Here is an 18,772-nt window from a genome sequence, read left to right as displayed (position 1 = left end):
TCACCACTCCACGGCCGTGTCGTTCCAGTCGGTCAGCACCGCGGCCAGTTCCGCCGCCGGCACGTACGCCGCCCGGGCGTCCCCGTCGGCACCGGCGGCCATCGCCTCCAGCACCGTCCGGTACATCGCCACCACCCGCTCGGCGTTCTGCTGGGTCAGCGCGGAACGCCGGACCCGCAGCATCAGGTGCCCGGGGCCGGTCGAGACCGCGAGCGCGAACTCGTTGGCGGCGTCCCCGGCACCGGCCCGGACGTCCACCAGCTCCGTGTCGACCTGGTGGAAGTCCTGGTAGCTGAACATCACCTCGATCAGCTGCCGCCCGCCGACCTGGCGCTGGATCGCCGGCATCGGGTAGCGCCGGTGCGGCCAGAGTTCGACCTCCCGGTCGTAGACCTGCCGGACCAGTTCGCCCCAGGTGCCGGCGGTGCGGTCGTGCGGGAACGGCAGGGTGTTCAGGTACATCCCGTAGACCCGGTCGGCGCCGTCGACCTCGGGGCGGGCGCTGCACACCAGGCCGGTGAAGAACGCCGGCTCGTCGGTGAGCTGGCTCATCACCTTCAGGTGCGCGGCGTGCAGCACGGCCTTCATCGAGGTACGGGTCGCCGTGGCCAGCGCCCGCAGCCCCGGCTCGAGGTCGGGGAAGCCGACCGGGATCCGGTAGCTGCCGGTCTCCTCGGGACCCTCGCCCCAACCGGCCGGCGGGGTGAACCGGGCGTACCGGGTGACGATGCCGTGCCAGTAGTCCCGGTCCCCGGCCGAGACCAGCGAGTCGAGTTCGGCGGCGATGAAGTCGGCGTACCGGACCGGCGGCGCGACGACCGGCTCGGGAGTCTGTCCGGCGGCGAGCTGCCGGTAGAGGTCGAGCACCTCCATCAGCAGCGACTGCTGGCTCCAGCCCTCGGTGATCGCGTGGCACTGGGTGAAGCCGAGCCGCCAGGCGACGTCGCTCTCCACGAACCCGGCCATCCGGAGCAGCGGCGGGTCGGTCAGCTCGAACAGGTTCGCCCGCTCCCGGGCGATCAGCTCGTGCAGTGCCTGCTCCTTGCCCGCCTCGTCCAGGTGCCGTACGTCGCGGACCTCGACCGGCATCTCGGCGCTGTCGTGCACGAGCTGCATCGGCACCGAGTAGCTGGTCAGGTCGAACGAGGTACGCAGCAGTTCGTGCCGCTCGACGACGATCCGGGCCGCCTCGCGCAGCGCGGACGGCTGGAAGGGCCGCTCGTCGCGGATCCGGAAGAAGCTGGTGTTGTGGTAGCGGTTGCCACCCACCCCGCCGAGCATCTCCACCACCATGCCGAGCTGCACCTGGGACAGCGGGTACGCGTCGACCACCCCCGCCGGCAGCGCGGCCCGGTCCTCGGCGGAGACCAGCGCGAACGGCGGCACCGGACCCGCCTCGGCCGACTGCTCGGCGACCGGCTGGCCGGCGAGTTTCTCGGCGAGTTCGGCGACCGTGCGGTACTGGAACACGTCCCGGACCGCCACCTCGAACCCGGCAGCCCGCAACTTCCCGACCAGGGCCACCGCCCGGATCGAATGCCCACCCAGATCGAAGAAACTCTCCGTCACCCCGACCCGATCCAGACCCAGCACCTCACACCACACCGCGGCGATCCGCTCCTCGATCCCGGTACGCGGACCCACGAACACCGGCCCCGCATCCACCGCCGCGGAATCCGGATCCGGCAACGCCCGACGATCCACCTTCCCGTTCGCGTTCAACGGCAACGCATCCAACGACACGAACACCGCCGGCACCATGTACTCCGGCAACCGCGCCCCGCAGTGCTCGACCAACCCGCCCACCGGCAACTCACCGGAACCCGGCACGCAGTAGGCCACCAACCGCTTGTCCGACGCCGAACCGACCGCGACCACCGCCGCGTCCCGCACCGCCGGATGCGCCAGCAACACCGAACGGATCTCACCCAACTCGATCCGGTAACCGTGCACCTTCACCTGGTCGTCGACCCGACCCACGAACTCCACATCACCGCCCGGCAGCATCCGGACCAGATCACCCGTCCGGTACAGCCGCCCACCCGGCGTCGCACCGAACGGATCCGGCACGAACCGCTCCGCCGTCAACTCCGGCCGGTTCACATACCCCCGGGCCACCCCGACACCACCGACGAACAACTCACCCAACACACCCACCGGAACCGGAGACAACTCCCCGTCCAGCACGTACATCGCCATCCCCGGCAACGGACGACCGATCGGCACCACCTCGACCGTCTGCGGGCCGCGCACCGGATAGACGCAGGTCCCCACCGACGCCTCCGTCGGGCCGTACTCGTTCACCAGACGGCCGTCGCCGAGAATGCCGCGCCACTGTTCGGCGACCGGGCCGGGCAGCGCCTCGCCGGCCACCACCACGATCTCGGCCAGCGTGGCGAGCTGGGCGGCCCCGGCCTGCTGGCCAATGATCTCCAGGTGGCCGGGGGTCAGCTTCAGGAAACTGAACGGACCCGCCGCCACCAACTCCCGACCCAGATCCGCCATGTCCAACTCCGGACCCGCCAACCACACCCGCTGACCCGACACCAACGGCGCCCACACATTCGGCACCACCAGATCGAACGCCACCGACGAGAACAACGCCGAACCACCAACACCACGACCAGCCAACTCCCGCGCCGCCCACGACACATGGTTGACCAACCCACGATGCGACACCGCCACACCCTTCGGCCGACCCGTCGACCCCGACGTGAAAATCACGTACGCCAGCCGGTCCAGCTCGGCGGGCTCGGCGATCGGTGAGGACGGACGGTTGCCGATCTCCAAACGCTCGGTGTCGACCAGGACACAGTCCAGCGCCGGGTCGAACCGGTCGGCGTGCCGGGACCTGGTGACCACCACCCGGGCACCGGCGTCGGCGAGCATCGCGTTCACCCGGTCGGCCGGGAAGGACGGGTCCAGCGGCACGTAGGCGGCACCGGTCTTCCAGACCGCCAGGAAGGTGGCGATCAGGTCGGGGCCCCGGTCCAGCAACACTCCGACCAGGGACTCCGGCCCGACGTTCCGGGAGCGCAGGTGCCGGGCCAGCCGGTTCGCCCGGGCGTCCAGTTCGGCGTAGTCGAGTTCCAGCTCGCCGAGCGCCACCGCGGTCCGCTCCGGATGGGCGGCCGCCATCTCGGCGACCAGCTCCGGCACGGTACGGGTCGGCGCCTCGGTGGGGTTGTCCGCGTACTCGCCGAGCAGCCGGTCCCGCTCCCCCACCGGCAGGTGGGTGCCCCGGGCGTTCCCGCCGGCACCGGTCGCCGCCATCGCGGCCAGCACCGCCCGGTACATCTCGCCCACCCTGGCCGCCTCCGGCCGGCTCAGCGTGTGCGTGTCGGCGGTCAGCACCAGACTGCCGGTCATCGCGGCGACGGCCAGGCCGAACTCGGTGGCGCCCTCGCCGAGACCGGACTCCACGTCGACAAGTTCGGTGTCGACGGCGTCGAAGTCCTGGTAGCTGAAGCGCACGTCGAGCAGGCGCTGGCCGTCGGCCAGCTCGCGCTGGATCGCCGGCATCGGGTAGCGCCGGTGCGGCCAGAGTTCGACCTCCCGGTCGAAGACCTGCCGGACCAGCTCGCCCCAGGTCGCCGCGCCGCGCCGGTGCGCGAACGGCAGGGTGTTCAGGTACATCCCGTAGACCCGGTCGGCGCCGTCGACCTCCGGGCGGGCGCTGCACACCAGGCCGGTGAAGAAGACCGGCTCGTCGGTGAGCTGGCTCATCACCTTCAGGTGCGCCGCGTGCAGCACGGCCTTGAGTGAGGTACGGGTCGCCGTGGCCAACTTCCGCAGCTCCGGCTCCAGGTCCCGGACCGGCACGGTGACCGAGTACGGCTCCCGGGGCGTGTCCGGGGCGTCGGCCCAGCCGGTCGGCAGGCTCAGCCGGGCGTACCCGTCGACGATGCCGCGCCAGTAGTCCCGGTCCCCGGTCGAGGCCAGCGAGTCGAGTTCGGCGGCGATGAAGTCGGCGTACCGGACCGCCGGTTGGGTCACCGGTTCCGGGGATCCGCCGACCCGGAGCTGCTGGTAAAGCTCCAGCAGCTCGGTGAGCATCGCCCGGTGGCTCCACCCCTCGGTGATCGGGTGCGAGACGGTGACGGACATCCACCACGCCTCGTCGCTCTCCTCGTGCACGGTGAACCGCAGCAGCGGCGCCACCCCGAGGTCGAACAGCTCGGCCCGTTCCGCCGCGGTGAACTCCCGGATCGCCTGCTTCCGCCCGGCGGCGTCGAGCTGCCGCAGGTCGCGTACCCCGATCGGGATCTCGGCGGTGTCGTGCACGAGCTGCATCGGCACCGAGTAGCTGGTCAGGTCGAACGAGGTACGCAGCAGTTCGTGCCGCGTCACGACGATCCGGGCCGCCTCGCGGAGCGCGGCCAGCCCGAACGGCTGCTCGGTGCGCAGCCGGAACGAGGTGACGTTGTGGTACGCGTGCAGGTCGCTGTCGGCAAGCATCTCCACGACCATGCCGAGCTGCACCTGGGACAGCGGGTACGCGTCGACCACCCCGGCCGGCACCCTGGCCCGGTCCTCCTCGGAGACCAGCGCGAACGGCGCCACGGTCGGCCCGTCGAGGCCCGTGCCCCCGACGGCCGCAGCCGCGACGGTCGCACCCTCGGCGGCCGTGCCCTCGGCGGCCGTCTCCGGCAGCGGACCGGCGAGTTTCTCGGCGAGTTCGGCGACCGTGCGGTACTGGAACACGTCCCGGACCGCCACCTCGAACCCGGCAGCCCGCAACTTCCCGACCAGGGCCACCGCCCGGATCGAATGCCCACCCAGATCGAAGAAACTCTCCGTCACCCCGACCCGATCCAGACCCAACACCTCACACCACACCGCGGCGATCCGCTCCTCGGCCCCGGTACGCGGACCCACGAACACCGGCCCCGCATCCACCGCCGCGGAATCCGGATCCGGCAACGCCCGACGATCCACCTTCCCGTTCGCGTTCAACGGCAACGCATCCAACGACACGAACACCGCCGGCACCATGTACTCCGGCAACCGCGCCCCGCAGTGCTCGACCAACCCGCCCACCGGCAACTCACCGGAACCCGGCACGCAGTAGGCCACCAACCGCTTGTCCGACGCCGAACCGACCGCGACCACCGCCGCGTCCCGCACCGCCGGATGCGCCAACAACACCGAACGGATCTCACCCAACTCGATCCGATAACCGTGCACCTTCACCTGGTCGTCGACCCGACCCACGAACTCCACATCACCCGTGGGCAGCATCCGGACCAGGTCGCCGGTGCGGTAGAGCCGGGCACCCGGCGTCGCACCGAACGGGTCGGGGACGAACCGCTCCGCGGTCAGCTCCGGCCGGTTCACGTAACCCCGGGCCACCCCGACCCCACCGACGAACAACTCACCGAGCACACCCACCGGAACCGGAGACAACTCCCCGTCCAGCACGTACATCGCCATCCCCGGCAACGGACGACCGATCGGCACCACCTCCGAGGCCGGCACACCCACCACCGGGAACACGCAGGTACCCACCGACGCCTCCGTCGGGCCGTACTCGTTGACGAGTACCGCGTCGGGGGCGCACTCGCGCCAGCGTTCCAGGGTGTGCCGGGTGAACGCCTCGCCGGCCACCACGGTGATCCCGGCCAGGCCGGTGGCCTGGCCCGGTGCGAGCTGGTGGGCGAGCACCTCCAGGTGGCCGGGGGTCAGCTTCAGGAAACTGAACGGACCCGCCGCCACCAACTCCCGACCCAGATCCGCCATGTCCACATCGGACGGCAGCAACCACACCCGCTGCCCCGACACCAACGGCGCCCACACATTCGGCACCACCAGATCGAACGCCACCGACGAGAACAACGCCGAACCACCAACACCACGACCAGCCAACTCCCGCGCCGCCCACGACACATGGTTGACCAACCCACGATGCGACACCGCCACACCCTTCGGCCGACCCGTCGACCCCGACGTGAAAATCACGTACGCCAGCCGGTCCAGCTCGGCCGGTACCGGAAGCGGGGTCTCCGGCTGTTCCGCGACGGCCGCCGCGTCCCGGTCGACCAGCACCCGCACCGGGACCTGCGGGAACCGGTCGGCGTAGCCGGCGCCGGTCACCACCACCCGGGCACCGGCGTCGGCGAGCATGTCGGCGAGCCGGTCCGCCGGGTGGGCCGGATCCAGCGGTACGTAGGCGCCGCCGGCCTTCCAGACCGCCAGCATCGCCACCAGCAGCTCCGGGGTACGGTCCAGCAGCACCCCGACGACCGACTCCGGCACCACCCCGCAGGCGCGCAGGTGCCGGGCCAGCCGGTTCGCCCGGGCATCCAGCTCCGCGTAGTCGAGCCGCTGGCCGGCGCACTCGACCGCCACCGCGTCCGGGGTGGCCGCCGCCTGTGCGGCGAACCGTTCCGGCACGCCCGGCCCGGCCGGCTCGGCGGTGGTGCGGTTCCACTCCACCACCAGGCGCTGCCGCTCCTCGTCGGCGAGGAAGGTGCCCCGGGCGTCGCCGTCCGGGTCGGCCGCCATCGCCTCCAGCACCGCCCGGTACATGGCGCCGATCCGGTCCCCGTTGGCCCGGCTGAGCGCCCGGGGGTTGACGGCCATCGTCACGTAGCCGAGCCGGACCGCCACGGCGAGCGGGAACTCGGTGGGGCTGTCGTCGATGCTCGCCATGTAGTCGACCAGGTCCCGGTCGACCTGGTCGAAGTCGTGGTAGCTGAACCGGACGTCCATCAGCCGCTGACCCTCGCCGAACTCGCGCTGGATCTCCGGCATCGGGAACCGGCGGTGCGGCCAGATCTCCATCTCCCGGGCGTACGTCCGCGTCACCAGCTCCCGCCAGGTCCGGGCGCCCCGGTCGTAACCGAACGGCAGGCTGTTCAGGTACATCCCGTAGACCTGGTCCGCGCCGACCACCTCGGGGCGGCCGTGCAGGACCAGGCCGGTCAGGAACGACTCCTCGGCGGTGAGCTGGCTCATCACCTTCAGGTGCGCGGCGAGCAGCACCGTCTTCAGTGACGCCTTCGCCCGGCTGGCCAGTTTCCGCAGGTCGGCGTCGAGGTCGTGGAACGGCACCCCGAGCATCAGCGACTCGCGCGGCGCGTCCGGGTCGCCCCAGCCGGTCGGCAGGGAGAACCGGGCGTACCGGCCGACGATGTCCCGCCAGTACTCCCGGTCCTCCGTCGAGTCGAGCGAGCGCAGCTCGGCGGCGATGAAGTCGGCGAACCGCACCGGCGGGGCCTCGACCGGCGGCGGGGTGCCGCCGTCCCGGATCTGCCGGTAGAGGTCGAGCACCTCCATCAGCAGCGAGTGGTGGCTCCAGCCCTCGATGATGGCGTGGCACTCGGTGACCGACAGCCACCAGGTCTTGTCGTCGCAGACGTGTGCGTGCAGCCGCATCAGGGACGGCTGGGCCAGGTCGAAGACGTCGGCCCGCTCGACGGCGGTGAACTCCCGCAGCGACCGGTCCAGTTCGGCGGCGTCCAGGTGCCGCAGGTCCCGCTCCCCGACCGGCATCTCGGCGTCCGGGTACACCACCTGCATCGGCACCGAGTACGTGGTCAGGTCGATCGCGGTACGCAGCACCTCGTGCCGGGCCACCACGATCCGGGCCGCCTCGCGCAGCGCGGCCAGCCCGAACGGCCGCTCGTCCCGGATCCGGAACGAGGTCACGTTGTGGTACGCGTGCAGCTCCCCGTCGGAGAGCATCTCCACCACCATGCCGGCCTGCACCCGGGACAGCGGGTACGCGTCGGCCGCGCCGGCCGGCACCTTCGCCCGGTCGGCGGCGGAGAGCAGCTCGAACGGCGCGACGGGGCGCTCCTCGGCGGCCGGTGTCGAGCGGCCGTCCAGGATGCCGCAGAGTTCGGCGACGGTACGGTGCGCGAAGACGTCCCGGACCGAGACGTCCAGCCCGATCGCCCGCAGTTCGCCGACCAGGGCGACCGCCCGGATCGAGTGCCCGCCGAGGTCGAAGAAGCTGTCGTGCACACCGACCCGTTCGATCCCGAGCACGTCCCGCCAGATCGCCGCGACCCGCTCCTCCACCGGGGTACGCGGCGCCACGTACGCCTGCTCGCCGTGCAGTGCGGCGCGGTCCGGTGCGGGCAGCGCGCGGCGGTCGAGCTTGCCGTTCGCGGTCAGCGGGATCTTCGCCAGCGGCACGAAGGCGGCCGGCACCATGTACTCCGGCAGGCTGCGGGCGAGGAACTCGCGCAGCTCGGCCGGGTTCGGCACCTGCTCTCCCTGGGGCACCAGGTAGCCGGCCAGCCGCTTGTCACCGGGAATGTCCTCCCGGACCACCACCACCGCGTCCCGGATGCCGGGGTGGGCGGCCAGGACGGTCTCGATCTCGCCGAGTTCGACCCGGTAGCCCCGGATCTGCACCTGGTCGTCGATCCGACCCAGGAAGTCCAACCCACCATCCGGACGACGCCGGGCCAGGTCACCACTGCGATACATCCGCGCACCCGGCACCCCGGCGAACGGATCCGGCACGAACCGCTGCGCCGTCAACTCCGGCCGCTTCAGGTAACCCCGGGCCACCCCCGGACCCCCCACATGGATCTCGCCGGGCACCCCGACCGGCACCAGGTTCCCGTACCCGTCCAACAGATAGATCCGCAGATCACCCAACGGATACCCCACCGGGTTGCCCGGATCCGTGATGTCCTGCGCCCGCACCTGATGGAACGTCGAGTGCACGGTCGTCTCGGTGATCCCGTACATGTTCAACAACGCCGGACGGTCCAGACCGAACCGATCCGTCCACGGCGCCAACTCCGCCATCTCCAACTTCTCACCGGCGAAGACCACCGCCCGCAGTTCCAGGGCGGCGAGTCGTGGGTCTTCGTCCCGGGCGAAGCCGACCAGGCTGCGGAACGCCGACGGGGTCTGGTTCAACACCGTCACCCGCTCCCGGACCAGCAGCTCCAGGAACTCGTCCGGCAGCCGGGTCACCTCACGCGGCACCACCACCAGACGACCGCCGTACAGCAACGCACCCCACAACTCCCACACCGACACGTCGAACGCGTACGAGTGGAACAACGGCCACACGTCCTCGGCCGAGAACCGGTAGTGGGTCTCGCCGACGGTAAGCAGCCGGAGCACGTTGGCGTGGGTCAGGCAGACGCCCTTCGGCTTGCCCGTCGAGCCGGAGGTGTAGATGACGTAGATCAGGTTCTCCGGACCGGAGAGCGGGACCGGGTTCTCCGCCGGCCGACCGGACAGGTCCTCCTCGTCCAGGTCGACCACGGCACCGGCGGAGAAGCCGGCGACCGTCCCGGCCAGCGAGGACTGTGTCACGACCACCGAGGCCCCGGCGTCGCCGACCATGAAACCGAGCCGGTCCACCGGCTGCGCTGGATCCAACGGCAGATACGCCGCACCCGACTTGAGCACACCGAGCAGAGTCGGCACCAGCTCGATGCCGCGCTCCAGACAGACCCCGACCAGGGACTCCGGCCCCGCACCGAGCGCCCGCAGCCGGTGCGCCAACCGGTTCGCCCGGGCGTTCACCTCCGCGTACGTCAACGACACACCCTCGAACGTCACCGCGACGGCGTCCGGGGCGGCGGCCACCCGCTGCTCGAAGACCTGGTGCACGGTAAGAGTCGGTGGCACCGCGTCGATCCGGAACGGGTCGGCGACCCCGGTCACCTCGGCCCGCTCGGCCCCGTCGAGCAGGTCGACGGCGGAGAGCGCCCGACCCGGCTCGGCGACGGCGGCCTGGAGCAGCCGGACCAGGTGCCCGCCCAGCCGCCGCATGGTGGCCCGGTCGAAGAGCGCTGTCGCGTACTCCAGGTGGGCGCGCAGCCCACCGTCGGCGGCCTCCTGCACCTGTAGCGTCAGGTCGAAGCGGGAGACCTGGGAGAGCGCGTCCAGCGGGGAGACCGCCAGCCCCGGCATCGCGTACCGGCCGTCGCCCGCCTCGTGCATCGTGAAGGCGACCTGGAACAGCGGGGTACGGGACATGTCCCGCTCCGGCTGGAGCTCGTCGACGAGCTGCCCGAACGGCACCTCCTGGTGGTCGAAGGCGGCCAGCACGGTCTCCCGGTTGGCGGCGAGCAGCTCGGCGAAGGTGATGTCGGAGTCCCAGCGGGCCCGCATCACCAGGCTGTTGATGCCGTACCCGATCAGCCGGGACAGCTCGGGCCGGTTGCGGCCGGAGACGACCGTGCCGACCGGGATGTCGGTGCCGCCGGTGTACCGGGACAGCAGCGCCTGGTAGCCGGTGAGCAGCACCATGAACAGCGTCGCGCCGTGCCGCTGGGCGAGGTCACGGAGCTGCCCGCCGAGCCCGGCCGGCAGCTCCAGCTCGACCGCCGCGCCGGCCCACTCCCGGGTGGCCGGCCGGGGCCGGTCCGCCGGCAGGTCCAGCGGCGGGACCCCGGCGAGCTGCCGGCGCCAGTAGTCCAGGTGCCGCTGGTGTTCCGTCGCCTCACGGCTGCGTTCCCAGGCGGCGTAGTCGGCATACTGCACGGGCAGCGGGGCGAGGGTGTCGGGGCGGCCGGCGAGCGCGGCGGCGTACAGCTCGCTCAGTTCCTCGGCGAAGATCCCGGCGGACCAGGCGTCGCAGGCGATGTGGTGGAAGACCACCACCAGCAGGTGGTCGTCGTCGGCCAGCCGGATCAGCCGGGCCCGGACCGGCCACTGGGTGCCGAGGTCGAACGGTACCGCCGGCTCCTGGGCGGCCCGCTCGAAGCCGCGGGCCTCCCGCTCCGCCTCGGGCAGCTCGGTCAGGTCGGTCACCGCCAGCTCGACCGGCCCGGCCGGGTCGATCACCTGGACCGGTTCGCCGTCGGCGAGCGCGTAGCGGGTACGCAGGATCTCGTGCCGGCCGACCAGCCCGGTCAGCGCCCGGCGCAGCGCGGCGGAGTCCAGCGTGCCGCGCAGCCGCAGCGCCAGCGGCACCAGGTACTCCCAGCTACCCGGGTCCAGCCGGCTCAGGAACCACATCTGCTGCTGCCCGAAGGAGAGCGGCAGCGGGCCGTTCCGGTCCACCCGGGTCAGCGCCGCGCGGCGCCCGCCGCGCACCCGACCGGCGAGCCGGGCCCGCAGCAGTTCCTCCCGGGCCGCCTCGACGCCGCGTTCGATCGTGCCCTCGCCCGTGCTCATCTGTTCTGCTCCTTCAGCAACGCCAGGCCGGTCAGCAGGTCGGATTCGGATAGCTCGTCGATCTCGGCGCGGATCCGCTCCTCGACCGCCTCGGCGATCCGCGCGATCGTGGGCCGCTCGAAGACGGTCCGGACCGGAAGGTCGATCTCGAACTCCTCCTGGATCCGGGAGGCCAGCCGGACCGCGAGGATCGAGTGGCCGCCGACGGTGAAGAAGTTCGTCTGGGTGCCGGCGTCGACGTCGAGCAGTTCGGCCCAGATCTCGGCGATCCGCTCCTCGACCGGGCCGTTCGGCGCGACGTGGTCCGGGGCGTCCGCTCCGGTGGCCGTCCGGCCCGGTGCCGGCAGTGCGCGGCGGTCGAGCTTGCCGTTCGCGGTGAGCGGGATCTTCGCCAGCGGCACGAACGCGCCCGGCACCATGTAGTCGGGCAGCCGCTTGCCGCAGTACCCGGCCAGTTCGGGGACGGTCGGCGCCGCGTCGGAGTCGGGTACGTAGTAGGCGACGATCCGCGGCTGGCCCGGCTCCGGTTCGTCGGTGCGGACCACCGCGTCCCGGATGCCGGGATGGGCGGCCAGGACGGTCTCGATCTCGCCGAGTTCGACCCGGTAGCCCCGGATCTGCACCTGGTCGTCGATCCGACCCAGGAAGTCCAACCCACCATCCGGACGACGCCGGGCCAGGTCACCACTGCGATACATCCGCGCACCCGGCACCCCGGCGAACGGATCCGGCACGAACCGCTGCGCCGTCAACTCCGGCCGCTTCAGGTAACCCCGGGCCACCCCCGGACCCCCCACATGGATCTCGCCGGGCACCCCGACCGGCACCAGGTTCCCGTACCCGTCCAACAGATAGATCCGCAGATCACCCAACGGATACCCCACCGGGTTGCCCGGATCCGTGATGTCCTGCGCCCGCACCTGATGGAACGTCGAGTGCACGGTCGTCTCGGTGATCCCGTACATGTTCAACAACGCCGGACGGTCCAGACCGAACCGATCCGTCCACGGCGCCAACTCCGCCATCTCCAACTTCTCACCGGCGAAGACCACCGCCCGCAGCGCCAACCGGTCCAACCTCGGGTCACCGTCCCGGGTGAAACCGACCAGGCTGCGGAACGCCGACGGGGTCTGGTTGAGCACCGTCACCCGCTCGGCGACCAGCAGGTCCAGGAACTCGTCCGGCAGCCGGGTCACCTCACGCGGCACCACCACCAGACGACCGCCGTACAGCAACGCACCCCACAACTCCCACACCGACACGTCGAACGCGTACGAGTGGAACAACGGCCACACGTCCTCGGCCGAGAACCGGTAGTGCTGGCGGGTGGTGTCGAACAGCCGGAAGACGTTGGCGTGGGTCAGGCAGACGCCCTTCGGCCGGCCCGTCGAGCCGGAGGTGTAGATGACGTAGATCAGGTCCTCGGGGTGCGAGACCGCCGCCGGGTTGTCAGCCGGCAGCCCGGAGAGGTCCTCGTCGTCCAGCACCAGCAGCTCGCCGTCGAAGAACCCGGCGACCGTGTCGACGAGCGAGGACTGCGTCACGACCACCGGCGCCCCGGCGTCGCCGACCATGAAACCGAGCCGGTCCACCGGCTGCGCCGGATCCAACGGCAGATACGCCGCACCCGACTTCAACACCCCGAGCAGGGCCGGCACGAGGTCGATCCCCCGCTCCAGGCAGACGCCGACCAGAGACTCCGGACCCGCACCCGACGCACGCAACCGGTGCGCCAACCGGTTCGCCCGGGCGTTCACCTCCGCATACGTCAACGACACATCCTCGAACGTCACCGCCACCGCGTCCGGGGCGAGCAGCACCCGCTCCTCGAAGACCTGGTGCAGGCAGCGGTCCGGGGTGCCGGTGCGGAACGGGTCGGTCCGGCCGGTGCCGACCAGCTCGTCGAGCGGGTCGAGGAAGTCCACCGTGCCGAGCCGCAGCTCCGGGTCGGCGGTGACCGCCTGGAGCAGCCGGACCAGGTGCCCGCCGATCCGGTCCACGGTGGAGCGGTCGAAGAGCGCGGTGGCGTACTCCAGGGCGCCGAGCATGGTGCCGTCGGCCTGGACCCGGACGAAGAGCGTCAGGTCGGTCTTGGCGACCTGCCACGCCTCGGTGAACGCGGCCAGGTCGTCGCTGCGGACCGCCCCACCGGTGAGCCCCTCGTCGTGCAGGTCGAAGGCGGCCTGGAAGAGCGGGGTCCGGGACATGTCCCGGTCCGGCTGGAGGTCGTCGACGAGTTGCTCGAACGGCAGGGTCTGGTGTGCGAACGCCGCCCGGCAGACCTCCCGGGTCGCCTCCAGCGCCTCCTCGAACCGCATCCCCGGGCCGAGGTTCGGCCGCAGCACCAGGGAGTTGAGGAAGAAGCCGACCATGTTCTCCAGCTCGGGCCGGTTGCGGCCGGCGACCGGGGTGCCGACGGCCACGTCCCAGTTCCCGGCGTACCGGGCGAGCAGCGTGCTGAACGCGGTGAGCATCGTCATGTACGGCGACGCGCCGTGCCGCCGGCCCAGGTCGCGGACGGCGGTGGCCAGTTCGGTCGGGATGGTGAACGGGGCGAGCGCGCCCCGGGGATTCCGCCGGGCCGGTCGGGGCCGGTCGGTCGGCAGATCCAGCGGGCCGAGCCCGTCGAGGGTCTTCCGCCAGTACGCCAGCTCGGCCGCCAGCACCTGCTCGGTCAGCCAGCCCCGCTGCCAGCTCGCGAAGTCCGGGTACTGCACCGGCTGGGCCGGCAGTTCCGGGTCGCGTCCGGCGAGCACCGAGGCGCAGATCTCCCGCAGCTCCCGCTCCAGCACCACCGACGACCAGCCGTCGCAGGCGATGTGGTGCAGGGTGAGCAGCAGCACCGACTCGCCGGCCGGGGCACGTCCGGCGGTGGCCGGGATCCGCACCGAGGTCGGCGGGGTGCGCGTCGGCACGCCCGGGAAGCGGACCAGCAGCGCCCGCCAGACCGGACCGGTGGCCAGGTCGAAGCCGCGCTCGAACTCGGAACGGAACACCGTCTCCAGGTCGGCGGAGTCGGCCTCCACCACCCGCAGCTCGACCGGAGAGGGCGGGTCGACGAGCTGCCGGGGCTCGCCGCCGTCCTCGACGTAGCGGGTGCGGAGGATCTCGTGCCGGCCGGCGACCAGGTCCAGGGCCCGCCGGACGGTGCGCTGGTCGACCTCGGGGCCGAGCCGGACGAAGAGCGGAGCGACCCACTCGGTGTTGCCCGGCTCCAGCCGGTCCAGGAACCAGAGCCGGCGCTGCCCGAACGAGAGCGGCAGCGGGCCGATCCGGTGCACCGGGAGCAGCGGCGGACCGTCGTCGGACGGTACCGCGATCAGCTTCGCCTGCTGCTCGACGGTGGGTGCGGCGAAGAGGCCGCGCAGCGCGACCTTGCTGCCGGACGCCGACCGGAGCTGGTTGGCGAGCCGGGTGAGCAGCAGCGACGAGCCGCCGAGGGTGAAGAAGTCGTCGTGCGCGCCGACCCGGTCCACCTTGAGCAGTTCCGCCCACGCCTGCGCGACCATCCGCTCGGCGGTGGTGCGCGGCGCGACGTACGGCGGGCGGCCGTCCTCGGCGGCGGTCTTCGGGGCCGGCAGCGCGGCCCGGTCCACCTTGCCGCTGCTGTTCAGCGGAAACTCGGGCAGGGCCACGAAGGCGGCCGGGATCATCGGGTCCGGCAGCCGGTCCCGCAGGAAGGTACGCAGCCGGTCGGCGGCCGGCACCCGCTCGCCGGTGACGTACCCGACGAGTCGCTTGCCGCCCTCGGCCGCCTCCACCGCCAGCACCACCGCGGCGCTGACGTCGGGGTGGGCGACGAGCGCCGACTCCACCTCGCCGGGCTCGATCCGGACCCCGTTCACCTTCACCTGGTGGTCGAGCCGGCCGATGTACTCCAGGGTCGCGTCGGCCCGCCAGCGCACCAGGTCACCGGTGCGGTAGAGCCGGGAACCGGCCGGCCCGTACGGGTCGGGGACGAACTTCTCGGCGGTCAGGTCCGGCCGCCCGAGGTAGCCCCGGGCCACCCCGACCCCGCCGGCGTGCAGTTCACCGGCGACCCCGACCGGCACCGGGTCACCGTTGCCGTCGAGCACCAGCACCCGCAGGTTGGCCAGCGGCCGGCCGATCGGCACCGGGCCGGTCGGCAGCGCCGGGTCGTACGGGTGCGCGGTCACGTCGATGGCGCACTCGGTCGGCCCGTAGGTGTTCCAGAGGGTGACCTTCAGGCCGTCGGTGAGCCGCCGGCACAGCTCGGCGTGCAGCGGCTCGCCGGCCGAGAAGAGCAGCCGCAGCGAGGTGCAGTCCCGCCAGCCCGGTTCCTCGGCGACCAGCCGGAGCACCGACGGCACGCCCTGGAAGACGGTGACGCCGTGCCGGTGGATCGCCCGGACCAGTGCGGCCGGGTCGCGCTCGGCGCCGACCGGGGCGAGCACCACGGTGCCGCCGCTGACCAGCGGGGCGAAGAACTCCCAGCAGGCCGCGTCGAAGGTGAGCGCGGTCTTCTGCAACACCCGGTCGGCCGGGCCGAGGCCGTGCTGCCGGACCGCCCAGTCGACCCGGTTCGCGATCGCCGCGTGGCTGATCATGACGCCCTTGGGCCGCCCGGTGGAACCGGAGGTGTAGATCGCGTAGGCGAGGTGGTCCCCGCCGGCCGGGTTGACCGGTGCCTGGTCGGAAAGTCCGGCGAGGACGGTCCCGAGGTCGTCGAGGGTGACCACCCGGGCGCCGGTACCGGCCACCAGCCCGGCGTGTGCCGACCCGGTGAGCACGATCCCGGCGCCGGTGTCGGTGAGCACCCAGCTCGCCCACTCCCTCGGGTGGTCCGGGCTCAGCGGCAGGTAGCCGGCACCCGCCTTCCAGACGCCGAGCAGCGCGACGACCAGCTCCACGCCGCGGGGCAGGCAGACCCCGACCAGTGCGTCCGGCCCGACGCCGAGGTCGCGCAGGTGGCGGGCCAGCCGGTTGGCCCGGCGGTCCAGCTCGGCGTACGTCACCTCGACGTCGCCGGCCAGTACGGCGACCGCGTCGGGCGTGGCCGCCACCTGGCGGGCGACAAGCGCCGGCAGGATGTTGGCGGACCCGGCGTCGGTCGCCGGCCCGCCGAGGTCGCCGGCTGATTCGGTCCGGCTTCGATCGGGGTTCATCGGGTGCTCCTCACCTCGTCGCGGGGGCGGTCAGCCCTGCGCCGCCGCCATCCGCTGGCGCAGGCTCAGCGGGCGCATGTCGGTCCAGACCTCGCCGATCCGGGCGAGGCAGTCGGCCCGGGGGCCCTCGGTGCCCTCGGCGTGCCAGCCGGCCGGCAGATCGCGGTCGGCGGGCCAGATGGAGTACTGCTCCTCGTCGTTGCGGACGACCCGGTACACCCGGTCGTCGGTCTGCTCGTCAGCCATCGGAACTCCTCGTGTGGTCGGTCAGGGCGCCGGCCGGATGCCGGCTCACCTGGGCGGTCGGGCCGCCGGCCGAGAGCCGGCCGGCCTGGGCTGCTGCTGCCCCGGCCCGGTGCGGGTCCGGGGGTCGCGATCCCGGCCGGGCCGGATCGCCGGGTCGTGCGTGGCGGGCGGGTCAGCCGGGATTCGCGGTGCCGCCGGTGGCGGGCAGGAAGTCGTCGACGCGGATGCCGAGGCCCCGCTCGACGGCGGCGGCCCGGACGAACTCCGCGAGGGCGATGTCCAGGGCGCCGAGGCCGAACGGCGAGAAGACCACCGTCCGGTCCGGGTCGCGGCGGAAGCCGCCGGTGCCGCGCAGGATCTGGCCGATCGGTGCGTCGACGAAGTCCCGGTGTCCGACCTGCTGCTCGGCCAGGTGCAGCGAGGTCCGCTCCCGGCAGACGTGGTCGGCGTCGTCGACCACGTTCTGGCTGGCCAGGATCGTCGCCGGGGTCAGGTCGCGCAGCGAGACGTGCAGCACCAGGGTGCCGGGCCGGGCCGGGCCGAGATCGAGGTGCGGCTCGGCCGCCGTGGTGGCGATCGAGACCAGGTCGTGCGCCGCGACCGCCCGGCCGGCGTCGGCGGCCAGCGTCACGTGCAGGGTGGCCGAGAGGTCGGCGCACTGCCGGGCGAACGCGGCGGCCCGGGTGCAGTCGCTGTCGAACAGGGTCACCTCGGACAGCGTCGGCAGCGCGGCCAGCAGGAAGCGCAGCACCTCCAGGTTGATCACGCCGCAGCCGATCAGCGTGACCCCGCTCGGTCCCGGCTCCCTGACCAGCAGCCGGGCGGCGAGCGCCGCACTTGCCGCGGTCCGCTTGGCCGAGATCACCGATCCTTCGAGCAGCGCCGTCGGCTGCCCGGTGTCGAGGTCGTTGATCACGATCGAGGCGCTGGCCCGGGCCAGCCCGCTGTCGATGTTCCCCGGCCAGGAGGCGATCCACTTCATCCCGGCCGCCGGGGACTTCCCGCCGACGTACGCGGGCAGCCCGATGATCCGGTTGCGGGGCTGGTCGGGGAAGCGGAGGAACGTCGAGTGCGGCACCGCGGTGGCACCCTCGTCGTGCAGCCGGTACGCCTCGCCGACCAGCTCGATCAGTGCGAGCTCACGTTCGGCCAGGATCTGGCGCACGTCGTCATGTCGAAGGATCAGCATCAGGCCTGATCACCACCGGCGGCTTCCTTCCAGAGGTGCGAAACCTCACCGAAGCGGCTCCGCACCCAGTCGTCGGAATAGATCGTGTCGAGGTAGCGGTCGCCACCGTCGGGAAAGATGAGCACGCATGTCGCGTCCTCGGGGATGGTCTGGCTGCGCCGCTCCAGGGCCGCGACCGTGGCTCCGGAGGAGCCGCCGGCCAGGATCGCCTCCCGGGCGGTGAGCCGGCGGCAGGCGGCGACACACTCCAGGTCGGTCACGTGCATGACCTCGTCGGCGGCGTCCGGGTCGAAGAGGCCCGGCCGCAGCGACGCGCCGTGTCCGGGGAGCAGCCGCTCGATCGGCTGCTGCCCGTCGAAGATCATGCTGCCGACGGCGTCGACCGCGACGATCTTCGTGTCGAGCCCGTGCTGCCGGATGTAGTCCGCGCAGCCGCGCAGGGTCCCGCAGGAGCTGACCGCGCAGAACAGGTAGTCGACGGAGCCGTCCAGCGCCGCGACGATCTCGTCCATCGTCTGCCGGTGGGCGATCGGGTTGAGCGGGTTGGCGTACTGGTTGGGCCAGAACGCGTGCGGGGTGTTGGAGACAAGTTCGCGGACCCGGCGTACCCGCACCGGCAGGTACTCGCCGCTGTCCGGGTCGGGCCGGTTCACCACCTCGACCGACGCCTGGTAGGCCCGCAGTATCGCGATGTTCTGCTCGGTCGTCTTGGCGTCGACGACGCAGACGAACCGGAGTCCGAAATACCGGCAGATCTGGGCGAGCCCGACCGCGAGATTTCCGGAGCTGGACTCGACCACCACCGACCGGCCGGGCTGGAGCTCACCGCTGCGAATTTTGTCCAGCAGCATGCTCAGCGCGGTCCGGTCCTTGACGCTGCCGCCGGGATTGAACCGCTCCAGCTTGGCGTACACCCGAATTCGGGAATCGGGCACCAGGCGTTCGAGTTCCACGAGCGGCGTGTTCCCGACGGCCGCGAGGATGCCCTTGAGCGCATCCGGTGGACCCTCTTCGACCTCGCCCTGCGGTTGGTCGTCACCGCTGCTGAGGGTCGGCGTGCAGGCGCCGCGCTGTCCAGCTCGTAAAAGGTCCATTGGCACGGCTTTCCCTTCGC

5 protein-coding genes are annotated in these 18,772 nt (G+C 72.1%); all 5 read right to left on the bottom strand.

Annotated elements, in window-relative coordinates:
* Positions 1–11,097 carry an amino acid adenylation domain-containing protein gene (locus tag ACN28A_RS27660; protein WP_421399796.1) on the bottom strand — a complete coding sequence of 3,699 codons (11,097 nt, stop codon included), beginning with the start codon at positions 11,095–11,097 and terminating at the stop codon, positions 1–3.
* A complete protein-coding gene (locus ACN28A_RS27655) occupies positions 11,094–16,223 on the bottom strand; it encodes an amino acid adenylation domain-containing protein (RefSeq protein ID WP_421399794.1) in 5,130 nt (1,709 codons plus the stop codon). Before ACN28A_RS27655 ends, ACN28A_RS27660 begins: the two co-directional genes overlap by 4 nt.
* A gap of 30 nt (positions 16,224–16,253) precedes the next feature.
* Complete coding sequence (locus ACN28A_RS27650) at positions 16,254–16,469, bottom strand: MbtH family protein (RefSeq protein ID WP_421399791.1); 216 nt, start codon at positions 16,467–16,469, stop codon at positions 16,254–16,256.
* A gap of 172 nt (positions 16,470–16,641) precedes the next feature.
* Complete coding sequence (gene sbnB / locus ACN28A_RS27645) at positions 16,642–17,658, bottom strand: 2,3-diaminopropionate biosynthesis protein SbnB (RefSeq protein WP_421399788.1); 1,017 nt, start codon at positions 17,656–17,658, stop codon at positions 16,642–16,644.
* Positions 17,658–18,641, bottom strand: coding sequence for a 2,3-diaminopropionate biosynthesis protein SbnA (gene sbnA, locus ACN28A_RS27640; RefSeq protein WP_421404676.1), 984 nt, complete (start codon positions 18,639–18,641; stop codon positions 17,658–17,660). Before sbnA ends, sbnB begins: the two co-directional genes overlap by 1 nt.
* Positions 18,642–18,772 lie beyond the last annotated feature (131 nt).

The organism is Plantactinospora sp. WMMB782, from assembly GCF_049179135.1.
Classification (GTDB): Bacteria; Actinomycetota; Actinomycetes; order Mycobacteriales; family Micromonosporaceae; genus Plantactinospora.
This window is presented reverse-complemented; position numbering and strand designations above follow the sequence as displayed.

Excerpts from the sequence above, each read along its gene's own strand:
- ACN28A_RS27660 (WP_421399796.1), bottom strand. The coding sequence starts at position 11,097 with ATGAGCACGGGCGAGGGCACGATCGAACGCGGCGTCGAGGCGGCCCGG.
- ACN28A_RS27655 (WP_421399794.1), bottom strand. The coding sequence starts at position 16,223 with ATGAACCCCGATCGAAGCCGGACCGAATCAGCCGGCGACCTCGGCGGG.
- ACN28A_RS27650 (WP_421399791.1), bottom strand. The coding sequence starts at position 16,469 with ATGGCTGACGAGCAGACCGACGACCGGGTGTACCGGGTCGTCCGCAAC.
- sbnB (WP_421399788.1), bottom strand. The coding sequence starts at position 17,658 with ATGCTGATCCTTCGACATGACGACGTGCGCCAGATCCTGGCCGAACGT.